The 23,819-nt window shown below is 52.0% G+C and carries 23 protein-coding genes; 14 read left to right on the top strand and 9 right to left on the bottom strand.

The features are described 5' to 3' along the window. Positions 1-263: 263 nt before the first annotated feature. The 4 genes from GN208_RS05340 (at position 264) to GN208_RS05325 (ending at position 3,949) form a co-directional block, all read left to right on the top strand. Positions 264-1,133 carry a PHP domain-containing protein gene (locus GN208_RS05340; protein WP_015422733.1) on the top strand — a complete coding sequence of 290 codons (870 nt, stop codon included), beginning with the start codon at positions 264-266 and terminating at the stop codon, positions 1,131-1,133. 13 nt (positions 1,134-1,146) lie between these two features. Then, the gene (locus GN208_RS05335) at positions 1,147-1,767 is read left to right on the top strand and encodes an L-threonylcarbamoyladenylate synthase (RefSeq protein ID WP_004238147.1); all 621 of its coding nucleotides are present in this window, start codon (positions 1,147-1,149) and stop codon (positions 1,765-1,767) included. Positions 1,768-1,877: 110 nt separating this feature from the next. Further along, positions 1,878-2,810: a 23S rRNA pseudouridine(2605) synthase RluB gene (gene rluB / locus GN208_RS05330; RefSeq protein WP_004238146.1), complete on the top strand. Its 933-nt coding sequence runs from the start codon at positions 1,878-1,880 to the stop codon at positions 2,808-2,810. Positions 2,811-3,001: 191 nt separating this feature from the next. After that, complete coding sequence (locus GN208_RS05325) at positions 3,002-3,949, top strand: hypothetical protein (RefSeq protein ID WP_004238145.1); 948 nt, start codon at positions 3,002-3,004, stop codon at positions 3,947-3,949. Between the two features lie 15 nt (positions 3,950-3,964). On the opposite strand, the gene GN208_RS05320 is transcribed toward GN208_RS05325, so the two are convergent. Continuing rightward, positions 3,965-4,747, bottom strand: coding sequence for a YciK family oxidoreductase (locus GN208_RS05320; RefSeq protein WP_004238143.1), 783 nt, complete (start codon positions 4,745-4,747; stop codon positions 3,965-3,967). A 179-nt stretch (positions 4,748-4,926) separates the two neighbouring features. On the opposite strand from GN208_RS05320, the gene sohB reads away from it, so the two are divergent. Continuing rightward, positions 4,927-5,979, top strand: a complete 1,053-nt coding sequence (gene sohB, locus GN208_RS05315; protein WP_004239219.1) for a protease SohB — start codon at positions 4,927-4,929, stop codon at positions 5,977-5,979. 90 nt (positions 5,980-6,069) lie between these two features. Here the strand turns inward: sohB and GN208_RS05310 are convergent, their stop codons facing one another. After that, positions 6,070-6,321 (bottom strand): YciN family protein, encoded by a 252-nt coding sequence (locus GN208_RS05310; protein WP_015422731.1) that lies wholly within the window; start codon positions 6,319-6,321, stop codon positions 6,070-6,072. Positions 6,322-6,608: 287 nt separating this feature from the next. Between GN208_RS05310 and topA the strand changes: the two genes are divergently transcribed. The 4 genes from topA to acnA all read left to right on the top strand — a co-directional run bounded on the left by topA (position 6,609) and on the right by acnA (position 13,786). Beyond that, entirely contained in the window at positions 6,609-9,197 is a 2,589-nt protein-coding gene (topA, locus tag GN208_RS05305; RefSeq protein ID WP_004239222.1) for a type I DNA topoisomerase, read from the top strand. 368 nt (positions 9,198-9,565) lie between these two features. After that, on the top strand, positions 9,566-10,540 hold the full coding sequence (cysB, locus tag GN208_RS05300) for an HTH-type transcriptional regulator CysB (protein ID WP_004238139.1): 975 nt from the start codon (positions 9,566-9,568) through the stop codon (positions 10,538-10,540). A 22-nt stretch (positions 10,541-10,562) separates the two neighbouring features. Further along, positions 10,563-10,967 carry a hypothetical protein gene (locus GN208_RS05295; RefSeq protein WP_004239223.1) on the top strand — a complete coding sequence of 135 codons (405 nt, stop codon included), beginning with the start codon at positions 10,563-10,565 and terminating at the stop codon, positions 10,965-10,967. Between the two features lie 146 nt (positions 10,968-11,113). Beyond that, a complete protein-coding gene (gene acnA / locus GN208_RS05290; RefSeq protein ID WP_004238137.1) occupies positions 11,114-13,786 on the top strand; it encodes an aconitate hydratase AcnA in 2,673 nt (890 codons plus the stop codon). A gap of 73 nt (positions 13,787-13,859) precedes the next feature. On the opposite strand, the gene ribA is transcribed toward acnA, so the two are convergent. Next, positions 13,860-14,468, bottom strand: a complete 609-nt coding sequence (gene ribA / locus GN208_RS05285; protein ID WP_024473150.1) for a GTP cyclohydrolase II — start codon at positions 14,466-14,468, stop codon at positions 13,860-13,862. Between the two features lie 201 nt (positions 14,469-14,669). On the opposite strand from ribA, the gene GN208_RS05280 reads away from it, so the two are divergent. The 5 genes from GN208_RS05280 to yciH all read left to right on the top strand — a co-directional run bounded on the left by GN208_RS05280 (position 14,670) and on the right by yciH (position 18,194). After that, positions 14,670-15,404, top strand: coding sequence for a phosphatase PAP2 family protein (locus GN208_RS05280; RefSeq protein WP_004238135.1), 735 nt, complete (start codon positions 14,670-14,672; stop codon positions 15,402-15,404). A gap of 186 nt (positions 15,405-15,590) precedes the next feature. Beyond that, entirely contained in the window at positions 15,591-15,896 is a 306-nt protein-coding gene (locus GN208_RS05275; RefSeq protein ID WP_015422730.1) for a LapA family protein, read from the top strand. Positions 15,897-15,901: 5 nt separating this feature from the next. Then, a complete protein-coding gene (lapB, locus tag GN208_RS05270) occupies positions 15,902-17,071 on the top strand; it encodes a lipopolysaccharide assembly protein LapB (protein ID WP_004238133.1) in 1,170 nt (389 codons plus the stop codon). A gap of 63 nt (positions 17,072-17,134) precedes the next feature. Beyond that, positions 17,135-17,869, top strand: coding sequence for an orotidine-5'-phosphate decarboxylase (gene pyrF, locus GN208_RS05265; RefSeq protein ID WP_004238131.1), 735 nt, complete (start codon positions 17,135-17,137; stop codon positions 17,867-17,869). Position 17,870: 1 nt separating this feature from the next. Next, positions 17,871-18,194 (top strand): stress response translation initiation inhibitor YciH, encoded by a 324-nt coding sequence (yciH, locus tag GN208_RS05260; protein ID WP_004238130.1) that lies wholly within the window; start codon positions 17,871-17,873, stop codon positions 18,192-18,194. A 34-nt stretch (positions 18,195-18,228) separates the two neighbouring features. On the opposite strand, the gene GN208_RS05255 is transcribed toward yciH, so the two are convergent. The 6 genes from GN208_RS05255 to rsxD form a co-directional block, all read right to left on the bottom strand. Continuing rightward, positions 18,229-18,435: a glycine zipper 2TM domain-containing protein gene (locus tag GN208_RS05255; protein WP_004238129.1), complete on the bottom strand. Its 207-nt coding sequence runs from the start codon at positions 18,433-18,435 to the stop codon at positions 18,229-18,231. A gap of 208 nt (positions 18,436-18,643) precedes the next feature. Further along, positions 18,644-20,581 carry an exoribonuclease II gene (locus tag GN208_RS05250; RefSeq protein WP_015422729.1) on the bottom strand — a complete coding sequence of 646 codons (1,938 nt, stop codon included), beginning with the start codon at positions 20,579-20,581 and terminating at the stop codon, positions 18,644-18,646. A gap of 101 nt (positions 20,582-20,682) precedes the next feature. Next, complete coding sequence (nth, locus tag GN208_RS05245) at positions 20,683-21,324, bottom strand: endonuclease III (RefSeq protein ID WP_004238127.1); 642 nt, start codon at positions 21,322-21,324, stop codon at positions 20,683-20,685. Positions 21,325-21,387: 63 nt separating this feature from the next. Continuing rightward, on the bottom strand, positions 21,388-22,092 hold the full coding sequence (locus GN208_RS05240) for an electron transport complex subunit E (protein ID WP_004238126.1): 705 nt from the start codon (positions 22,090-22,092) through the stop codon (positions 21,388-21,390). After that, positions 22,092-22,718, bottom strand: a complete 627-nt coding sequence (gene rsxG, locus GN208_RS05235) for an electron transport complex subunit RsxG (RefSeq protein WP_004238124.1) — start codon at positions 22,716-22,718, stop codon at positions 22,092-22,094. Before rsxG ends, GN208_RS05240 begins: the two co-directional genes overlap by 1 nt. Next, positions 22,715-23,809 (bottom strand): electron transport complex subunit RsxD, encoded by a 1,095-nt coding sequence (rsxD, locus tag GN208_RS05230; protein WP_004238123.1) that lies wholly within the window; start codon positions 23,807-23,809, stop codon positions 22,715-22,717. The genes rsxG and rsxD overlap by 4 nt, the downstream gene beginning before the upstream one ends. Positions 23,810-23,819: the final 10 nt, after the last annotated feature.

The raw sequence follows: 23,819 nt of genomic DNA, 5'->3' as shown, positions 1-23,819 counted from the left end.
TACAGCCGGTTAACTGACATGCACGCACAACCATTCCGCCCGACGGGAAAGATTGCGCCACCAACGATTGTTCAGTTTGTGCATGTTCATGGGATGTCCTCGGTATAAACAGTGATTACAGATAACTCGTTCTATGTACTAGTTAACTAGATCGTGGTTGGTGTGTCAAGGGTTTTTGTGGAATACTGTGCGTCCCGTAAATGCGGATGAAATTTTATGAAGTCACTTCTGGCAATGCATTGTCAGAACAGAAGGGAGACGCGATGGAGCCGGAAAATACAGGTATTGACCTGTCGTGCTATGATTTACACAGCCATACCACTGCGTCAGACGGCATGCTGACACCGGAGCAGTTACTGGACAGAGCCGTTGAGATAAAGGTGACCGTGCTGGCAATTACCGATCACGACACCACGGATGCACTTCCGGCGGCACATCATTATCAGCAGGCAAATAATTTACCGCTGACGGTGATTAATGGTGTTGAAATATCAACGCTTTGGGAACATCATGAGATTCATATTGTCGGGCTGAATATTGATATTACCCATCCGGCAATGACAGAATTACTGGCGCAGCAGTCAGAACGGCGCCGGGCACGCGGGATGCTTATCAGTGAACGGCTGGCAAAGGCCGGAATTGAAGGCACCTGGGATGAGGCGAATGAGCTGGCGCAGGGCGGTGAAGTCACGCGCGGACACTTCGCCCGGGTGTTGATCGCCCGTGGTGTGGAACCGACGATTCCGAAAGTGTTCAAACGTTATCTCGCCCGTAACAAAACCGGTTATGTGCCGCCGCAGTGGTGTGATATCCCTGACGCGGTACAGGCCATTCATGCCGCCGGCGGACAGGCCGTGCTGGCACATCCCGGCCGCTATGGCTTATCCGCCAAGTGGCTTAAGCGCCTGTGTGATTTCTTTAGACAGGCCGGCGGGGATGGCATGGAAGTGGCGCAGTGTCAGCAGGCTCCGGATGAGCGCCGGACTCTGGCGCAATACGCAATAACATACGGATTAAAAGCCTCCCAGGGATCCGATTTTCATCAGCCGTGTTCGTGGATAGAACTGGGCCGTAAATTGTGGTTACCGGGTGATGTAATACCAATCTGGCAGGATTGGTCACTGAAGGATTAACAGAGGAAACAACATGGGCCAGATGTTTTATATCCATCCGGATAACCCGCAGGCACGCCTGATCAATCAGAGCGTGGAGATTTTTAACAAAGGCGGCGTGGTGATTTACCCGACCGATTCCGGCTATGCCATCGGCTGCCGCCTGGAAGATAAAGATGCGTTACAGCGGATCTGCCGTCTGCGTCAGATAGACAGTAATCATAACTTTACCCTGATGTGCCGCGATTTATCGGATATCTCCACCTATGCACATGTGGATAACACGGTATTCCGTTTAATCAAAAATAATACACCGGGTAATTACACCTTTATTCTGCGGGCAACCAAAGAAGTGCCGCGCCGTCTGATGAGTGAAAAACGTAAAACGATTGGTCTGCGTATTCCGGCAAACCCGATTGCCATGGATTTACTTGCTGCAATGGGTGAACCGCTGATGTCAGCCAGTCTGATCCTGCCGGGCAATGATTTTGCGGAATCTGATCCGGAAGAAATTAACGATACCCTGGGCAAGCAGGTGGATCTGGTGATCCACGGCGGTTATATCGGCCAGCAACCGACCACGGTTATCGATTTGACTGACGACGTGCCGGTTGTGGTGCGTGAAGGAACCGGAGATGTAACGCCGTTCCTGTGACCGCCGTGTGCGTCACATGTGTAAAATGCGTTAGCGCCGTGCATTAACCTGTGTATAATGCTGCGGTTGATTTTTATGACGCCTGTGAAGGCGACAGCAGAGGGTGCTCAATGAGCCAGAAAACAGAAAAGTTACAAAAGGTGTTGGCGCATGCAGGGCATGGCTCACGCCGCGAAATTGAAAGTTACATCGAAGCGGGCCGTATCTCCATTGACGGCAAAACTGCCACACTGGGTGACCGTATCGATGTTAATACGAATGCTAAAATCCGCCTCGACGGCCGGATTTTAGGCATCAAAGATGCACAGAAAAACCCGTGTCGTGTTCTGGCGTATTACAAGCCGGAAGGGGAATTATGTACCCGCCACGACCCGGACGGCCGTCCGACAGTCTTTGATCGTCTGCCGCGTATTCAGGGAGCCCGCTGGATTGCCGTCGGTCGCCTGGATGTGAATACCAGCGGATTACTGCTGTTCACCACCGACGGGGAACTGGCAAACCGCCTGATGCACCCGAGCCGTGAAGTGGAGCGTGAATATGCGGTCCGTGTCTTCGGTGAAGTGGATGATGCCAAACGCAATCAACTGCTCAAAGGTGTTCAGCTGGAAGATGGTCCGGCTTCATTCCGCTCGCTGAAATTCAAAGGCGGGGAAGGTATCAACCAGTGGTTTAATGTCTCCCTGACCGAAGGTCGTAACCGTGAAGTCCGCCGGATGTGGGAAGCGGTCGGTGTGCAGGTCAGCCGCCTGATCCGTGTCCGTTACGGCGACATCGATCTGCCGAAAGCGCTGCCGCGTGGCGGATGGGTGGAACTGAACCTGGAAAAAACCAACTACCTGCGCGAACTGGTGGGACTGCCGGCGGAAACCACCACCAAGGTTTCTGTGGAAAGTGATAAACGCCGGATCAAAGCCAATCAGATCCGCCGTGCGGTAAAACGTCACTCACAAGTCGGCACCACCGCATCAAAACGTAATTCCGGGCGTCCGTCATCAACCCGTCAGGGTACCGGAAATACACAGAAACGCCGTACCGGTAAATAATAATCCGGTTACGTAAAACCGGTATTTTCTGTTATTTCAGCCTGTATTTGTTCTTATAAACGTCCTGTGCCATCGCACGGGGCGTTTTTTTGTACAGGAGTCATGCAAATACCCGCAGTGTGGGTTAAAATAATCAAAACAGTATTTCCCGCCGGTGAATGACCGGGAAACAGAGATATATCTGCGAGGAGATGATTATTGCGATAACCAGATGCGGTCTGTTAACGCTCATCTTTCTGCTCCCCGGATGTGATGACGAAACACAGCCCGGCACACCTGAACTGAGCCGGTATTACTACAGTAATATTACCGGGGATGATCTGTTTTTTACGGTAAACGGAAAAAGTTATCACCTTGCACATGACGCGGAGGGCATTGTTTATCTGCCATCCGGTCTGAATAAGCTGGAAACCCCGCAGGGACAACAGATTTCCTTTATGGCTTATCCCGGAAACAGCGGCGGAATCCTCAATCCTTCCCGTGCCCGTTATTATTCCTATACCATTCATGACGGCGATACGCTGTATTCACCGCAATTTAATTCCATGGTAAAGACATTTAAATTTGACGGCCATTATTATCAGGGACCGTTGCGGACCAGTAATGCCGACGTTATCGATAATAACCTGTTTAAATGCCGGTTCTCTTCCGATGTACCTGATATAAAAGCGGTGCTGGACAGATTTATTGCCGGAGAAAAAGGAATGATGACAATCTGTATGAATGAAAATGAATTCCGCCGGTTCCTGGAATACAATCCGCGCGGTGTCAGTTTATTACCGGATAATACGGTGCTCACCCCGGAACAGGATGCGGATACCGGTAATACTTTCCGCCCGCATGACATTCAGTTTCAGGATGCGGAATTGCGTGAGGATGCAGAGAAAATCACTGATATTGTGACGGAGTTCCGGCATCAGACTGATGTGACAAAAAAATATGAAATATACAGCCGTTATCACACGGTACTGATGCGGATGGCTAATCGTTACCGTCAGATACTGCTGCAAAGCGATAAAGAGAATAAGACTGACAAAGAAGAGAGCCGGAGATTCAGTGAGTTTGTGCAGGAAACCGGTGAAATTTTCGGTGCCGGGGTTTTACCGCTGCAAACGGATGAAACGCCCCCGGCACACTGACGTTACTGCCTTTAATTATTCCGCCGGTCCGGCTTTGCGTCCGGGCTGCGCATCATAGCTGATCCCGTTTTTACCGGCACTGTCATCACACATCACATATAAATAGGTCGGCATAATATCCGCCGGGGTTTTCAGTTTTTCTGATGCCTCATCCGGAAATGCGCCGGCGCGCATGGCCGTGCGGGTACCGCCCGGATTAATGCAGCTGACGCGCAGCCCTGTGCCTTTATATTCCTCAGCCAGAACCTGCATCATACCTTCAGTGGCAAATTTTGAGACGGCATAGGCTCCCCATGCGGCACGGCCTTCGCGGCCGACACTTGATGATGTGAATACCAGCGAACTCTGCGGGGATTTCAGCAGGAGCGGTAACAGTGCCTGTGTCAGTATAAAGGTACCATTAACATTCACCTGCATTACATCCTGCCATAACTGTACCGGCTGCTCAGTGAGCGGCGCGACCACGCCCAGAATACCGGCGTTGTGCAGTACGCCATCCAGCCGCGGAATCTCCTGTTCCAGCGCGGCAGCGAACTGACGGCTTTGCGCTTCTGTCAGTGTCAGTAAGTCCTGATGATAAATACGCGGCACTGACCCGTAACGCTGCGTGATTTCATCACGGACGGCCTGTAATTTGGATTCTGTCCGGCCGGTCAGGATCAGTTCCGCACCGTAGCGGGCATAGGTCAGGGCGGCTTCACGGCCAATCCCGTCACCGGCACCGGTTATCAGGATGATTTTATTCTTCAGTGCATCAGGGGAGGACGGGGAAAAGCGGGATACATCATTATTATGCATGGTGATAACTCCGGAAAAGCAAATGGACGGGTATCACATCCCGGACAGGGTGTGAACCCGTTTTTATCATACCGTCCTCAGGGCGTGATTGCCATCAAGGGTTACAAAACTAGTTGAGCATTTATCAGATTTTTTAGTTAAAATAGTGCCATTCAATTTAACAGTATTAAGGTGTGCCGGTGGAGTTTCTCTCACAATACGGTTTGTTTCTTGCTGAAACCGTAACTATTGTTCTGGCAATCATTGCCATTGTCGTGTTCTTTGTCATGCTCAGCATCCGTAAAGGGCAGTCTCTGGGTAAATTACGTCTGACGGATCTGGGTGAAAACTACCGCGACAGACAGCGTGAAATGCAACATGCCCGCATGAGCGAAGCAGAACAGAAAGTCTGGAATAAAGCGTTTAAAAAACAACAAAAAAACGAAGATAAAAAAGACAAAAGCAACGCCAAAAACGGTCAGACCCGTCTGCGCAAATCCTGTATCTATGTAATTGACTTTAAAGGCAGCCTGGATGCGCACGAGGTGGAATCACTGCGTGAAGAAATCACCATTATTCTGTCCGTGGCCGAGCCGGGTCTGGATGAAGTGCTGGTGCGTCTGGAAAGTCCGGGCGGACTGGTTCACGCCTATGGTCTGGCAGCCGCTCAGCTGACCCGTCTGCGTGAGAAAAATATCCGTATTACCATTGCGGTTGATAAAGTCGCGGCCAGTGGTGGTTATATGATGGCGTGTGTGGCGGATAAAATTGTGGCCGCGCCGTTTGCGATTGTCGGTTCGATTGGCGTGGTGGCACAGGTGCCTAACATCCATCGTCTGCTGAAGAAAAATGATATTGATGTGGAAATGCATACTGCCGGTCAATATAAACGCACGCTGACATTCATCGGGCAGAATACCGATGAAGGCCGTGAGAAATTCCAGCAGGAGCTGGATGAAACGCACGTTCTGTTCAAAAGCTTTGTTTCTCAGAACCGTCCGTCTCTGGACATTGATAAAGTGGCGACCGGTGAACACTGGTACGGCACCCAGGCAAAAGAGCTGGGACTGGTTGATGAGCTGGCAGTGAGTGATGATTTAATTGTCGCGGCAATTCCTGACCATGAAGTGATTCAGGTGCGTTATTTCCGCCGTAAGCGTCTTATTGATAAAATCACCCAGAGTGTGATGATGAGTGCTGACCGCCTTATTCTCCGCTGGTGGCAGCGCGGGAATGGCCCGGTCGGGAAATAACCGTCTCAATATAAATAACGGCAGCGCAGGCTGCCGTTATTCTTTGCGGATTATTATTATCCGACCGGTGACTATTCTGGTATCCGTCTGTTAATCCGCCAGATGATATTGTTCTGACAGAACGTGAGCGAGATGTTTAAACATATTAAAGACGGCCGCACTTTTGAGTGTCGGCAGGCCCTGGTCGTCTAAAAAGTATTCACCTTTAAAAACCAATACGCCGGATTTCTGTTCAACATCATCAGCCTGCATACCCTCCAGAAAATCTTCATGTTCCTGTATGATTTTATTGGCTTTTTCTAACAGCTCTTGTTTGCTGATGGCGATGGTTTCTTTTTGCATTCTGTGAACTCCTTTGAAAAATAATTTGTTGCGCATCACTATTTATCAGGTAGAGTGTGAACTTTTCAAGAGCCCCGCAACGTGGCGGGAAGACTATTTGCGTAATACACTCCGGTGACGGCGATATTAAAAATACATCATTTCCTGACAGATGTTTTGAGTTGAAACAAAGCATTAGTATAAAAAGAGTTGATCTATTACGAAAGTGCCTCAATATAAAAGGCAGTGTATTTAACGCAAAAATTGGCGTTTTTATAATCGCCCCGAAAATTTAGGTAATGATAATTATGGGTAAAGCTCTTGTCATCGTGGAGTCCCCGGCAAAAGCCAAAACGATTAACAAGTATCTCGGCAAAGACTACGTGGTGAAATCCAGCGTCGGTCACATCCGGGATCTGCCGACGAGTGGTTCAGCGAGCCGTAAACCCGCTGCTGCAGGCGATAAAACGAAAAAAGTTAAAAAAGACGAACGCACAGCGCTGGTCAGCCGGATGGGTGTTGACCCGTACCACGGCTGGGAAGCGGATTATCAGATTCTGCCGGGCAAAGAAAAGGTTGTTTCTGAATTACAGCACCTGGCCGCCGATGCATCACACATCTATCTCGCAACGGACCTTGACCGCGAAGGGGAAGCCATTGCATGGCACCTGCGGGAAGTGATCGGCGGTGATGACAGCCGCTTCAGCCGGGTTGTATTTAATGAAATCACCAAAAATGCGATAAGTCAGGCGTTTGAACAGCCGGGCGAACTGAATATTGACCGTGTGAATGCCCAGCAGGCGCGCCGCTTTATGGATCGCGTGGTGGGTTACATGGTGTCTCCGCTACTGTGGAAGAAAATTGCCCGTGGTTTATCCGCCGGTCGTGTGCAGTCTGTCGCGGTGCGTCTGATTGTTGAGCGCGAGCGCGAAATCAAAGCGTTTGTACCGGAAGAGTACTGGCAGATCCACGCACTGCTGTCTGATAAAAAAGATCAGCTGCGCATGGAAGTGGTGCAGGAAAACGGCAAAACCTTTAAAGCGGTCAATGAGAAACAGGCACATGCTGCTGTCAGCAAGTTACAGGCTGCCACCTTTAAAATTACTGACCGCGAAGACCGTCCGACCTCCAGCAAGCCGGGTGCACCGTTTATTACCTCCACACTCCAGCAGGCCGCGAGCACGCGCCTGAGCTTTGGTGTGAAGAAAACCATGATGATGGCACAGCGTCTTTATGAAGCCGGTCACATCACCTATATGCGTACCGATTCCACCAACCTGAGCCAGGATGCCATTACAATGGCGCGTGACTATATCACTGAGAATTTCGGTGATAAGTATCTGCCTGCCTCGCCGAATCTGTACAGCAACAAAGAGAATTCCCAGGAAGCGCACGAAGCTATCCGTCCGTCTGATATCGCTGTAACGGAAGAGATGCTCAAGGATATGGAGCCGGATGCGCGCCGCCTGTATCAGTTGATCTGGCGTCAGTTTGTCGCGTGTCAGATGACACCGGCAAAATACGATTCCACCACACTGACCGCAGAAGCGGGTGATTTCACACTGAAAGCCAAAGGGCGCACACTGCGTTTCGACGGCTGGACCAAAGTGATGCCTGCACTGCGTAAGAATGATGAAGATAATACGCTGCCTGCGATTGCGCCGGGCACGGTCATGACGCGCGAAGCGATTGATCCGGTACAGCACTTCACTAAACCGCCTGCGCGTTTCAGTGAGGCGTCACTGGTTAAAGAGCTGGAAAAACGCGGTATCGGTCGTCCGTCCACCTATGCGTCAATTATTTCCACCATTCAGGACCGCGGTTATGTGAAAGTGGAAAACCGCCGTTTCTATGCTGAGAAAATGGGTGAAATTGTCACCGATCGTCTCGAAGAAACCTTTGCGGAACTGATGAACTACGACTTTACCGCACGGATGGAAAATCAGCTCGACCATATCGCCAACAATGAAGCGAAGTGGAAATCGGTGCTGGACGAATTCTTTGCTGATTTCAGCAAGCAGCTGGATAACGCGGGCAAAGAGCCGGAAGAAGGCGGTATGCGAACGAACCCGATGGTCATTACCTCGATCATCTGTCCGACCTGTTCCCGCCCGATGGGGATCCGTACCGCATCCACCGGGGTATTCCTGGGCTGTTCCGGTTATGCTCTGCCGCCGAAAGAGCGCTGCAAGCAGACCATCAACCTGATTCCGGAACACGAAATCCTCAATATCCTTGAAGGGGATGACGCGGAAACCAATGCGCTGCGTGCCCGCCGCCGCTGCCCGAAATGCGGCACTGCGATGGACAGCTACCTGATCGACACCGGCCGTAAACTGCATGTCTGCGGTAACAACCCGGAATGTGAAGGGTACGAAGTCGAAGAAGGTGAGTTCCGCATTAAAGGGTATGATGGCCCGGTCGTTGAATGTGAGAAATGCGGCTCTGAGATGCACCTGAAAATGGGGCGTTTCGGTAAGTACATGGGCTGTACCAACGACGAGTGTAAAAACACCCGTAAAATTCTGCGTAACGGTGAAGTCGCTCCGCCGAAAGAAGATCCGGTTCCGTTACCGGAACTGCCGTGCGAAAAATCAGACGCGTACTTTGTACTGCGTGATGGTGCTGCCGGTATCTTCCTGGCGGCGCACAATTTCCCTAAATCACGGGAAACCCGTGCACCGCAGGTAGCAGAACTGGTTCGCTTTAAAGATCGTCTGTCTGAGAAAATGCGTTATCTGGCGGAAGCGCCGGTGGCGGATCCGGACGGTAATCCGACGACTGTCCGCTGGAGCCGCAAAACCAAACAGCAGTATGTGGCATCCGATAAAGACGGCAAAGCCACCGGCTGGTCTGCATTCTATATCGACGGCAAATGGGTTGAGAAAGCCAAATAATCTGTCGTTATAGGGTTCTGTTGTCACAATAATAAAAACCGGTCAGGATTTCCCTGACCGGTTTTTTTATGCCGGAAACAGTGTTCTGGCGGTGTATTGTACGGCAGACAGTGATTAATAGCTTTTTGTTATAAGCATTAAATAAAATAGCCTAAGAAAGGAATAGCCGTGATTTCCCGCGCTTTGCTGAGAAATGCGCAGTATCAGGGCATTGAGCTGTTATTTTTTGGCTGGTGCCCGTGCATTTTTTGTTATATCGTCACTGAATAGAATAACGTTATAACAATTTGCTCACTTATTCTTTTTCGGAATAATAAAGATGAAAAAGGAGTAAGCAATGCCGAACCTGCACGGAAAGGAATAAGCGGATGAAATTACAGCAGCTGCGCTATATTGTGGAAGTGGTTAATCACAATCTGAATGTCTCCTCGACTGCCGAGGGGCTGTACACATCACAACCCGGTATCAGTAAGCAGATCCGGATGCTGGAAGATGAGCTGGGAATGCAGATTTTTGCCCGCAGCGGTAAACATCTGACCCACGTGACACCGGCCGGGGAATCTGTTATCCGCATCTCCCGTGAAGTGCTGGCGAAAATAGATGCCATCAAGGCTGTCGCCAGCGAGCACACGTATCCGGAGCAGGGAACCCTGAGTATCGCCACGACCCATACTCAGGCGCGTTATGCACTGCCGCCGGTCATTAAAGGCTTTATTGAGCGTTATCCGCATGTTTCCCTGCATATGCACCAGGGCACACCGACACAGATAGCCGAGGATGTCTGCAAAGGCAACAGCGATTTTGCCATCGCGACAGAAGCCCTGCATCTGTATAACGATTTGATTATGCTGCCGTGCTATCAGTGGAACCGGGCCGTGGTGGTCCGCCGTGATCACCCGCTGGCGCAGCGGCGCGACCTGACTATCGCGGATATCGCGGAGTATGAAATTGTCACCTATACCCACGGTTTCACCGGCCGTTCCGAGCTGGACAGCACCTTTGAAAAACAGGGGCTGAAACCGAAAGTCGTCTTTACCGCAACAGATGCGGATGTGATTAAAACCTATGTCCGTCTCGGGCTCGGGATCGGGATTATTGCCAGTATGGCGGTCGATCCGGAGACAGATAAAGACCTCGTCAGTATCGATATGCGGGATAAATTCAGCTACAGCACCACAAAAATCGGTTTCCGGCGCGGTAGTTTCCTGAGAACCTATATGTATGATTTTATGTGGCGTTTCGCGCCGCATCTGACGCGCGATGTGGTGGATAAAGCGATTGCGCTGCGTAATAATGAAGACATCGAAGCCATGTTTAAAGACATTCCGCTGCCGATTGTCTGAATACTTATTATCAGGGGAACTGATGAGTAAATTATCCGCACTGACAGGCGCTGTCCTGCTTGCCGCCGGGCTGTTGCCGGCGGTTGTATCTGCATCCGTACCGGCGGCACCGGTCTGTAAAGAGACCGTGCGTGACCCGGAAAGCTATGATTCAACGGATGAATGCTACTACAAAGGCAGCAATCTGGTACAAACTTACGGGATCTACCGCAACACAACCGGAGAGCCAAAGAATCTGACGGAAAAACTGACACCCGGCACGGATCAGTCTTTCACAGATTATGGTGATACGGTCAGTCTGGAATACAAATGGCGGGGCAATAATCACCTGACGGTAACGCAGTTATTTAACGGCGGTCAGGATACCATCTCATTTGAGAATGACGGGCAGGGAACCCGGGTTATTACAGAATACAGTCCGGATTAATTATCCTGCAAAATTGTTAGTTTTGGTTACATTGAATTAACAAATTGTGTGGCTGCCCCCGCAAAGATTACGGGAATATGGTATCTTTATAATGAAAATAATAAGGAAGATACCTGTTTAACCCGTACACTCTGTGTGGAGGCGTTATGTCGTTAACCTTAAAGCAACAGTGTGAAACCCTGCTGACAGCGGGTGGAAAACACTACCATATCTATCATCTCTCCCGCCTGGCGGAACAGCTCGGCAATCTTGATAAACTTCCCAAATCCCTGAAAGTGCTGGCCGAAAACCTGTTGCGTAATCTCGATGGCGACAGCGTACAGGTGCGCGATTTACAGGCGCTGATCGACTGGCAGAAAACCGGCACCGCTGACCATGAAATTGCCTTCCGGCCCGCCCGTGTGCTGATGCAGGATTTTACCGGTGTGCCGGCGGTGGTGGATCTGGCGGCGATGCGCCAGGCTATCCGCGTGCTGGGCGGAGAAGAGAGTAAGGTCAATCCGTTGTCGCCGGTCGATCTGGTTATCGACCACTCGGTGATGGTGGATGAATATGCCAGTGAGCAGGCTTTTGCTGATAACGTGGCCATTGAAATGTCACGTAATAACGAGCGTTACCGCTTTCTGCGCTGGGGACAACAGGCCTTTGACCGCTTCCGTGTGGTTCCGCCGGGAACGGGGATCTGCCATCAGGTCAACCTCGAGTACCTCGGGAAATCAGTCTGGTATGAAACCCGCGACGGTAAAACCTATGCTTATCCGGATACCCTGGTCGGGACAGATTCCCACACCACCATGATTAACGGCCTCGGCGTGCTGGGCTGGGGCGTGGGCGGTATTGAAGCGGAAGCCGCGATGCTCGGACAGCCGGTGTCAATGCTGATCCCGGATGTGGTCGGGTTTAAACTGACCGGCCGTCTGCGCGAAGGGATCACCGCTACTGACCTGGTACTGACTGTGACACAAATGCTGCGCAAACACGGCGTGGTGGGCAAATTTGTTGAATTCTGGGGTGACGGTCTGGCGCAGTTGCCGCTGGCTGACCGCGCCACGATTGCCAATATGGCACCGGAATACGGTGCAACCTGTGGTTTCTTCCCGGCGGATGAGGTCACACTCAGTTATATGCGTCTGACCGGGCGTAGTGATGACGAAATCGCACTGGTGGAAACGTACTGCAAAGCGCAGGGATTGTGGCGTCACGAGGGGGATGAGCCGCGCTTTACCTCCGGGCTGGCGCTGGATCTGGCGGATGTGCAGACCAGTCTGGCCGGGCCGAAACGTCCGCAGGACAGAGTGGTGCTGGCGCAGGTACCGGGCGCGTTTCAGGCGGCGGTTGATCTGGAACTGAACAAAAAGTCCCCGGCGGCGAAAGTGCCTGTTTCTCTGCATGGCGACGATTTTACCCTTGAGGATGGTGCCGTGGTGATTGCCGCTATCACATCCTGTACCAACACCTCCAACCCCGGTGTGCTGATGACCGCCGGTCTGCTGGCAAAAAATGCCGCTGAAAAAGGGCTGACCCGAAAACCGTGGGTGAAAACCTCTCTGGCCCCCGGTTCGAAAGTGGTGACAGATTACCTGAATGCCGCCGGATTCACGCCGTATCTGGATCAGCTGGGATTCAATCTTGTCGGTTATGGTTGTACTACCTGCATCGGCAACTCCGGGCCGCTGGATGCGGAAATCGAAACCGCCATCAAAGAGAATGACCTGACAGTCGGTGCCGTGCTGTCCGGCAACCGCAACTTTGAAGGGCGCATCCATCCGCTGGTGAAAACCAACTGGCTGGCTTCTCCGCCGCTGGTGGTGGCTTATGCACTGGCAGGCAATCTGCACTGTAATCTGGAAACCGATCCGCTGGGTTATGACAAACAGGGCAAGCCGGTACTGTTAAAAGATATCTGGCCGGATAATGCCGCAATTGCTGCCGCAGTGGAAAAAGTGAAAACAGAGATGTTCCGCAAAGAGTATTCGGCAGTGTTTGACGGTGATGAGCAGTGGCAGTCACTGCCGGTGGAAAATACCCCGACTTACCAGTGGCAGCCGGATTCCACCTATATCCGTCATCCGCCGTATTTTGAGGGAATGCCGGTTTCCCCGGCGCCGGTCAAAGATGTAAAACAGGCGCGGATTCTGGCGATCCTCGGTGATTCTGTCACCACTGACCATATCTCTCCGGCGGGGAACATCAAAGCAGACAGCCCGGCGGGGCGCTATTTACAGGCACACGGCGTGAAACCGGCGGATTTTAACTCCTACGGCTCACGGCGCGGTAACCATGAAGTGATGGTGCGCGGCACGTTTGCCAATATCCGTATCCGCAATGAAATGGTGCCGGGCACGGAGGGCGGATTTACCCGCCATATTCCGTCCGGGGAAACACTGGCTATCTTTGATGCCGCAATGCGTTATCAGGAATCAGGGACACCGCTGGTGGTGATAGCCGGAAAAGAGTACGGCTCCGGATCCAGCCGTGACTGGGCAGCGAAAGGCACTAATCTTCTGGGTGTGAGAGTGGTGCTGACGGAATCCTATGAGCGGATCCACCGTTCTAACCTGATTGGTATGGGGATCCTGCCGCTGGAGTTTCCGGCGGGAACCGATCGCCGTACGCTGGGGCTGACCGGGGATGAACTGATTGATGTCGGCGGCCTGAACAGTGTCACACCAAAACAGATTGTACCGGTGAAAATCACACATGCGGACGGACGTGTGACTGAACTGAATGCGCTGTGCCGTATCGACACACAGACGGAGCTGGAATATTACCGCCACGGCGGCATCCTCTGCTATGTGATCCGGCAGATGCTGGCGTAACGTATTCAGACAGGTAAAAACAAAGCGCGGCATTTGCCGCGCTTTTCTGTTTTTACTGACTTTTGCAGGTGGATCAGTGATTACAGCCCGGAGACTGGCACAGCATGTGTCCCATTTTCTCCGCTTTGGTATCCAGATAATGGGCATTAGCCGGATTACGGCCGACAATCAGCGGCACGCGTTCAGTAATGTTAATCCCGGCCTGGGTCAGAATCTCGACTTTTTCCGGGTTATTGGTCAGCAGGCGGATGGCGTGCACATCCAGCAGTTTGTACATATCGGCGCACAATGTGAAATCGCGCTCATCCGGGGCAAAACCCAGCTTCTGGTTGGCTTCAACAGTATCCAGCCCGGTATCCTGTAATGCATAGGCGCGGATTTTATTCAGCAGGCCAATATTACGGCCTTCCTGACGGTGATACAGTAATACACCACGACCTTCTTCCGAGATTTGTTTCAGAGCAGCTTCCAGCTGGAAACCACAGTCACAGCGCAGGCTGAACAGCGCGTCACCGGTTAAACATTCTGAATGGACACGGGATAACACCGGCTCATCACCGCTGATGTCCCCGAACACCAGAGCCACGTGATCGTGACCGGTGGCAATTTCTTCAAATCCGACCATCAAAAATTCCCCGAACGGGGTAGGTAATTTTGCCTGTGCGACACGTTTTAACTGCAACTCTTTATTCATGATTTATTAACTCATTGATATAAATATCTTTATTTAAACGCACATAATCGTATTGGCGATGTTATTATCTGCGTTGCCCGGGAAATGAAACTGACATTCCATTTGCGGGTCAAATAACTGAACATGACCATAGTAGTACATCAGTTTGACAAAAATAATATTTATTTTTAACGGAATGATTCAACCCGGATGAAAAACCTGACAAAACCCTTTATCGCCGGTGTCATATTACTGATGCTGGTACCGCTGGTGACATTACTGACCGGCTGGCGCTGGCAGCCATCAGGTGATGATGACCTGCTGCGCGGCCTGTGGCACCTGACAGATACCGCGGCATATCCGCTGGCCATTATCGTATCACTCATTTTTTGTATTCTGTTTGTCCGTTTGTTTCGCGGCAGCAGAAAGCAGGCACTGCGTGCAGCAGCACTGATCCTGGTGGTGGTGGCTGCCGGACAGGGTATCAAAGTGGCGATGAAAAACACCATTAAAGAGCCGCGCCCGTATGTGGTCTGGCTGACACAGCAACATATTGTGTCAGAAAAAGGGTTCTATGACCTTTCCCGGAAAGCACGGGCACAACTGCTGGAAAATACCGTGAAAAATCATTATCAGGTGCCCGGCTGGCTGCTGAAACACTGGAAAAGTGAAACCGGTTATGCGTTTCCATCCGGTCATGCACTGTTTGCCAGTGCGTGGGCGCTGATACTCTTTGTGTTTTTTACCGCACAGGGCCGCCGCGGGCTGGCGGGCGTGATTCTGCTGTGGGGCATTCTGGCGGAATACAGCCGCCTGGCGCTGGGGATGCACTGGCCGTCAGATATCATTATGTCTGTGATTATTAACGCAATCCTGGCCGGAATATTCTTTATCTGGCTTAACAGACAGAAGGAAAATGGTGTGCAACCGCCGCCGCTGACCTGAAATCATGTTATTATAAGGCGCGTGAAACCCGTTGCCGGTATTCTGTGCGGATACCGGCAAAAAAGCGGAAAAAACTCGGGAACACAACAAATTACTTTCATTCTCCCCGGGGTAAATGGTAACTTAAGGGGTTAGTGCGTCTGCAAGAAGCAGGCGCGGAATGCAAGCCTGATAATAGGAACGCCGGTGAAATATTTTCTGATTTTTATCCTTGTACTGGTGGTTTTCATCATTTCGGTGACACTGGGCGCAAATAACGATCAGGTAGTCACATTTAATTATCTGATTGCGCAGGGACAGTATTCTGTATCCACCTTGCTGGCCGTACTGTTCGGTATCGGTTTTGTGCTGGGCTGGATTGTCTGCGGTCTGTTTTATTTACGTCTGCGGTTGTCGCTGGCCCGTGCCCGGCACCGGATCAAACGTCTGGAAGCTGACCAGACGGTGCAGTCTTCCGGTTCGGTTGCACTGCGGGACACCACTAAGGAATAAGCATTATGCTTGAGCTGTTGTTTCTTCTGTTGCCCATTGCTGCCGCATACGGCTGGTATATGGGGCGGCGCAGCGCGCAGCAGAATCAACAACAACATGCTGACCGCCTGTCACGCGACTATGTGGCAGGCGTAAACTTTTTGCTGTCCGATCAGCAGGATAAAGCGGTTGATTTGTTCCTCGACATGCTGAAAGAAGACAGCTCTGCATTTGAAGCTCACCTGACACTCGGCAACCTGTTCCGTTCGCGCGGCGAAGTGGAACGTGCCATCCGCATCCATCAGTCGCTGATGGAAAGCGCCTCTCTCTCCTATGACCAGCGTCTCCTCGCCACACAACAGCTGGGCCGCGATTATGTGGCCGCCGGGGTCTATGACCGGGCGGAAGTCCTGTTTTTACAGCTGATTGATGAGGCGGATTTCAGACAAAGTGCACTCCAGTCGCTGTTATCGATCTATCAGTCCACCAGTGACTGGAGCAAAGCTATCGATATCGGTGAAAAGCTGCTGAAACAGGGTGATAGCGGGCAGCGGGAGAATATCGCTAATTTCTATTGTGAGCTGGCATTGCAGGCGCTGGGCAGCGATAACACTGACGGGGCATTTGCGTATCTTGCCAAAGCGGCGGGGGCGGATAAAAACTGTGCCCGGGTGTCGATTATGCAGGGGCGCATTCATATTGAACGGGCGGAATACAGCAAAGCCGTTACCGTGCTCAAGCGGGTGTTTGAGCAGGATAAAGAAATGGTCAGTGAAACACTGCCAATGCTGGAAACCTGCTACACGCACCTTGATCAGCCGGCAGAATGGGCAGAATACCTGCTGCACTGTTCGGATGAAAATATTGGCGCTATTGCCGAACTCTATCTTGCGGATATTATTGAACAGCAGGAAGGGCCGGAAATGGCGATCACCTATGTTAACCGCCAGTTGCAGCGCCATCCGACCATGCGTCTGTTCTGCCGTCTGATGGAATATTATCTGTCAGAGGCGGAGGAAGGGCGTGCCAAAGAGAGTCTCGGCCTGCTGCGTAACATGGTCGGCGAACAAATCCGGACAAAACCGGATTACCGCTGCGGCAAATGCGGATTTACATCACACGCCCTGTACTGGCACTGCCCGTCCTGCCGGTCATGGGATACTATCAAGCCTATCAGAGGGCTGGACGGACAATGACAACGTCACATTTACCCGTAATTATTTACCCGTATTAATTCACCAACCACAGGTAATACATTCATGACATCTCTTTCTTCGCATACAGGCCGTGCAGATATCGCATCGCCTGTTATTGTTGCGCTCGATTACGACAACCCGGATGACGCGCTGGCTTTTGCCGACCGTATCGATCCGGCACAGTGCCGTCTGAAAGTCGGTAAAGAGCTGTTTACCTTCTGCGGGCCGGAATGTGTCCGCGCACTGCAGCAGCGCGGGTTTGAGGTCTTTCTTGACCTGAAATTCCATGATATTCCGAATACCGCGGCGCATGCGGTTCGGGCAGCGGCTGAGCTGGGTGTGTGGATGGTTAACGTCCATGCGGCAGGCGGCGAACGTATGATGACAGCAGCGAAAGAGATTCTGCTGCCGTACGGTAACGATGCGCCGCTGCTGATCGCGGTAACTGTGCTGACCAGCATGGAGCAATCCGACCTGGCCGGAACCGGTATTGATGCCACACCGGCAGAGCACGCGCTGCGTCTGGCAAAATTAACACAGAACTGCGGGCTGGATGGTGTGGTCTGTTCTGCTCATGAAGCGAAACTGATGAAAGAGACCCTGGGCCGGGAATTTAAACTGGTCACGCCGGGGATCCGCCCTGAAGGCAGTGATGCCGGTGACCAGCGGCGTATCATGACACCACCGCAGGCAGTCAGTGCCGGGGTGGATTACATGGTTATCGGGCGGCCAATCACCCGCAGTGATAACCCGCAGGCGGCATTACAGGCGATTAATGCTTCAGTGGGAGTATTATAAGATGGACAATAATTCACGCCTGGTTTATTCCACAGATGCCGGCCGTATTGATGAGCCGGAAGTCAAAGCGGAACGCCCGAAAGGTGACGGTATTGTCCGTATTCAGCGTCAGACCAGCGGCCGTAAAGGTAAGGGTGTGTGCCTGATCACCGGTATTGATTTGGATGATGCTGCACTGAGCAAGCTGGCGGCAGATCTGAAAAAACGCTGCGGCTGCGGCGGGGCGCTGAAAGATGGTGTAATTGAAATTCAGGGTGATAAACGCGATTTACTGAAGCAACTGCTGGAAGAGAAAGGCTTTAAAGTCAAACTGGCAGGCGGCTGACAGAGAGATAAGGCGTCCGTTGCGGACGCCTTTGTCACTGACCGGCCTCGTGGCCGATAATCCCGCCGACGGCAGCACCACCCACTGTACCCAGACCGGAACCATCCGTCAGGATCGCGCCGCTGATAGCACCTAACTCAGCACCAATTGCGGTATCTTTCTCCTGCTCTGACAGGTTCTTACAGCCGCTGAGTGCCAGCAGGCCACCAGCAACAAGCAATGCCGTTACTATTTTCTTCATCTCATTTCCCCGCTGAATGTCTGATTATCATCACTATAGCAATCACGTTACTAATTACTATCCTCATGATTTAAATAAAATTTAAATGCTGATAAAGGTATTAATGTCCGGGATTTAATGACAGGAACAGCGGCGGGTTCTGAGTGGCAGGAATAAAAAAACCGCCGTTAATACAAAACGGCGGTTCTTATCAGTCAGTGATTCCGGATCAGAGTGGGCGGGCCAGAATACTGCGGGTTTCCATCTTAACTTCCTCAATTTTCACCGGAATGATGTCATTGAGGCGGTAACGTACTTCACCTTTAATCAGCACTGAGCCGGTTTCCTGGCTGCACTGGAGCTCATCTTTGACCGGGTGAATAAAGGTGCCGGGGATAAAGGCGACCGCGCCGTTGTCTGTCAGACGGACACGCACGCCACCGCGGGTGATATCAATGATCTCAGCCGGGAACGGGGTATCTGTACCGGCATACGGCTGCAGATAACGGGCATATAACCAGTCACCGACATCACGCTCTGCCATACGGTTGGCACGGCGGCGCTCTGCCAGGTGCTCGGCCAGGGCTTCAGCTGGTTTTTCCGCAGACTGACCGGCGATAATCGCTTTCAGCAGACGGTGGTTCACAATATCGCTGTATTTACGAATAGGGGATGTCCAGGTTGCATAGCCATCCAGTCCCAGACCAAAGTGCGGGCCTTTTTCCATGCGGACTTCGGCAAAGGTCTGGAAGCGGCGGATACGGCTGTCGAGGAACTGTGTCGGCTGATTATCCAGTTCACGGCGCAGACGACAGAAACCGTCGAGAGTCAGTAATTCTTCAGCGCTGAAGTTAATACCGTTTTCGGCGAGCAGGGCAACGGCCTGACTGATGGTCAGCGGATCCAGCCCGGTGTGCACGTTATAGACACCAAAGCCGAGTTTTTTATCCAGCACTTGTGCGGCACAGATATTGGCGGTGATCATCGCTTCTTCCACAATGCGGTTGGCACTGCGGCGCTGTTCAGCCACGATATCCGTCACTACGCCGTTTTCATCAAGGATAAAGCGGTAATCAGGACGATCTTTAAAGACCAGCGCATGAGTTTCACGCCAGTGATGGCGGCGCTGATACATATCCTGCAACAGGGAAATCTGACGGCGGATAGTTTCATCCGGCGTCACGCGGTCAGCCACACCTTCCAGCAGGTCGGAAACATCGTCGTAAGCCAGCTTGGCTTTGGATTCAACCCAGGCGGCGAAGAATACGGCATCATCAGACAGAGAGCCATCCTCATTAACGGAGACCTGACACACCAGTGCCGGGCGGCGCACATGCGGATGCAGCGAGCACAGGTCATCAGACAGGTTACGCGGCAGCATCGGGATATTAAAGCCCGGCAGATAGTTGGTAAATGCGCGTTTATGGGCAATAGCGTCCAGCTCGCTGCCGGCCGGGATGTAGCTGGTCGGGTCCGCAATCGCGATAGTCAGCTGAAGCTGATTGTTATCACCGGTAGTGATGTAAAGTGCATCATCCATATCTTCGGTGGATGCGCTGTCGATAGTGACAAAATCCAGATGGGTCAGATCAGTACGCGGCAGATTATCATCCGCCATGGTTACCTCAACCGGCTCCGGCTCTTTCAGTGCGTGCTGGTGGCGGGTCAGTGTCACCCACCACGGCGCGTAATGGTCGTCCGCATCGGTGATAAAGCCGGTGATTTCCGCGTGGAAGCTGCGATCACCTTTCAGCGGGTGGCGGCGCATTTCCGCAACTGCCCAGTCACCCTGACGAAACTCATGATCAACGCCTTTTGCCGGACGGCAGGGAATGGAATCTTTTAACAGCGGATGATCAGGAATGATCCAGAGACGGTCATCATTTTCCTTGCGCTGCACACGGCCGACAAACCGGTCCAGAAACGGGGTGATCAGCGCTTCAGGCTCAGCCACATCTTTATTATTCACCGTGTGAATAGCTGCGGTGACGCGGTCGCCGTGCATGACTTTTTTCATCTGCGGCGGCGGAATAAAATAGGATTTTTGTCCGTCAACTTCCAGGAAACCGTAGCCTTTATCGGTACTTTTTACGATCCCTTCGACACGCAATGTTTTATCGTGGAGCTGTTGTTTTAGCTGAGCTAATAGCGGGTTATCTTGAAACATAGGTTCCCGTACTGGTTGGGTGAGCAAATTTATGGTTATTTTTACGCGAATTTACGCTGCCCGCAAGCACAGAGGGCAATTTCTGTTTAAAGCGCAGCAGATTAATCTTCCGGATACACTTTTTCGCTGAATTCACACAAATCCTCAATGATGCATGAACCGCAGCGGGGTTTGCGGGCAACACAGGTATAACGCCCGTGCAGTATAAACCAATGGTGGCAGTCGACTTTAAATTCTGCCGGAACAACCCGCAATAATTTTTGTTCCACCTCATCCACATTTTTACCGGGGGCAAATTTTGTGCGGTTACAGACACGGAAAATATGGGTATCAACAGCAATGGTCGGCCAGCCGAACGCAGTATTGAGCACCACATTGGCAGTTTTGCGCCCCACACCCGGCAGCGCCTCAAGAGCAGCTCTGTCTTCCGGCACTTCGCCGTTATGCAGCTCAACCAGCATCCGGCAGGTTTTAATCACATTTTCTGCTTTGGTATTAAATAACCCGATGGTTTTAATATAGGATTTCACACCGTCCACACCCAGATCCAGAATGGCCTGCGGCGTATTGGCAACGGCATACAGCGGACGGGTGGCTTTATTGACACTGACATCTGTCGCCTGGGCGGATAATAAGACGGAGATCAGTAATTCAAACGGAGAATCAAACAGCAGTTCAGTGGTGGGTTGCGGGTTGTTGTCCCGCAGGCGGGTCAGGATTTCAATACGTTTTTCTTTATTCATAACGACATTGGCTCATTCATGATAAAAGCAGCCTCCCGGAGAGGAGCCTGCTTAATTATACAGTTATTTGACCAGATGGCTTCCGCATCCTTTTTCAGTTTCATATTGCGGAGCGGCAGGTGCATTTTTGCGTTTTTTCATTTTCTCATCAATAAGATACTTGCCTGCCAGCATTAAGCCAAGCCCGATAAAGGCACCCGGTGGCAGCATAGCCAGCAGGAACGGGGTGTCAAGATGCAGCACATCGACGCGCAGCACTTTGGCCCAGTCACCGAGCAGCAGATCCGCACCGTCAAACAGAGTGCCGTTACCGAGAATTTCACGCATGGCACCGAGCACAAACAGCGCGGCGGTCGCACCGAGCCCCATAGCCAGGCCGTCAATCGCAGAAGGGTAAACGGCATTTTTGGCAGCAAACGCTTCGGCACGGCCGATGACAATACAGTTGGTCACAATCAGCGGGATGAAGATACCGAGCGACTGATATAAGCCGAAAGCATAGGCGTTAATCAGTAACTGAACCGCAGTCACGACGGAGGCAATCAGCATCACATAAATAGGAATGCGGATTTCTGACGGGATCCAGCGGCGCAGTGCGGAAACCGCCACGTTAGTACAAATCAGCACCAGGGTGGTGGCCAGTCCCAGACCCAGCGCATTGGTGACCGTGGAGGAAACCGCCAGCAGCGGACACAGCCCCAGTACCTGAACCAGGGCAGAGTTGTTTTTCCATAATCCGTCGGCGAATAACTCTTTAATCTGACTCATTATTCTGCTCCGCATTGAGGTAAGGTGTTCAGCAACGGCGGCAGTGTCTGCATATAATCCGCTGTTGCACGGACAGCATTGACGACTGCGCGCGGCGTGATGGTGGCACCGGTGAACTGATCAAAATCCCCGCCGTCTTTTTTCACTGCCCAGTGCGGGTCATCAGCGGATTCAATGTGTTTGCCGCTCAGAGAGGTGATCCAGTCGGAAATCCGGGTATCAATTTTATCACCCAGCCCCGGTGTCTCTTTGTGTTCGGTCACGCGGGAGCCGAGCACGGTACGGTTAAAATCAGCCGCAACCAGCAGCTGAATATTACCGGAATAGCCGTCCGGTGCGGTGGACTCCAGCACTGCGGCGACAGGTGTGCCGTCTTTGCGGGCAACATACAGCCGGTGCGGCAGTTCATTACCCAGGGCAGGATCGGTGACCAGATAACACTCTGCAATCACATCATTATTATAAACCGATTCCGGCAGGATTTCGGCAAACAGTGCCTTTTGCTGTGCGGCGGCCTGCTTATCAATTTCCGGTTTTGTCAGGGTGTAGACAAACCCGCTCAGCCCGGTGGTACCGGCGGCAAACAGGGCGAGGATCAGGCCGTAACGGCGTAATGTGGCAATCATTTATTCCCCCGTTTGTGCCCGTAAACACGCGGTTGTGTGTAGGTATCGATCAGCGGCACGGTGATATTGGCCAGCAGGACGGCAAATGCCACCGCATCCGGATAACCGCCGTAAACACGGATAATCCACAGCAGAAGGCCGATCAGTATCCCGTATATCAGGCGGCCGCGTGGTGTGGTGGAAGCGGTGACCGGGTCGGTAGCGATAAAGAATGCCCCGAGCATGGTGGCACCGGAAAACAGCTGTATAACCGGGGATGTAAAGTGTGATGAATCAATCAGGTATCCGATCACTGACAATACCGCGAGTGTTACCAGCATGGCGGCCGGGATCTGCCATGAAATCACTTTACGGTTAAGCAGAATACAGCCGCCGATCAGGTAACCGATATTCACCCACTGCCAGCCGATACCGGCGACAGAGCCCTGTAAAACGGGTTGTGTCAGGATTTCGGACATATCGCGGGTCAGCAGACCGGTTTTGAAACTGTCGAGCGGAGTCGCCTGGCTCATACCATCCGCTCCGGCGCGTAACTGCTCCAGTGTCTGGCCACCGTCTGATAACCCGGTGAAAATCACATGCAGACTGTCACTGAGCGAAACCGGGGTGATTTGCAGACTCTCCGGCGGCAGCCAACTGGTCATCTGTACCGGGAAGGAGATCAGCAGCACCACATAACCGACCATTGCCGGGTTAAACGGGTTTTGTCCGAGACCGCCATATATGTGCTTGGCAATAATCACGGCAAAGAATGTACCGATAACAATCATCCACCACGGCGCCAGCGGCGGAATACTGACAGCCAGCAGCACTGCAGTGACCAGCGCAGAGTTATCTTTCAGATACGGCATCACAGGCTGATTGCGCAGCCGGACAGCAATACTTTCGGTGACCAGCGCAGTGACAACTGCAATCAGAATCTGAAACAGGGTACCTGCGCCGAAAAACCAGAGCTGCGCGGCAATTCCCGGGATCATGGCAATCACCACCCACAGCATGATGGCGGAGGTGTTGTCACGGTTATGCGTAAACGGTGATCCCGCAATTTTCAGCCGGTGCGGGGCGTTTGAGGAAACGGGCCTAAATTTCATGCTTATTTCG

Source organism: Morganella sp. HSTU-ASny43 (assembly GCF_022819185.1).
Taxonomy (GTDB): Bacteria; Pseudomonadota; Gammaproteobacteria; order Enterobacterales; family Enterobacteriaceae; genus Morganella; species Morganella morganii.
This window is presented reverse-complemented; position numbering and strand designations above follow the sequence as displayed.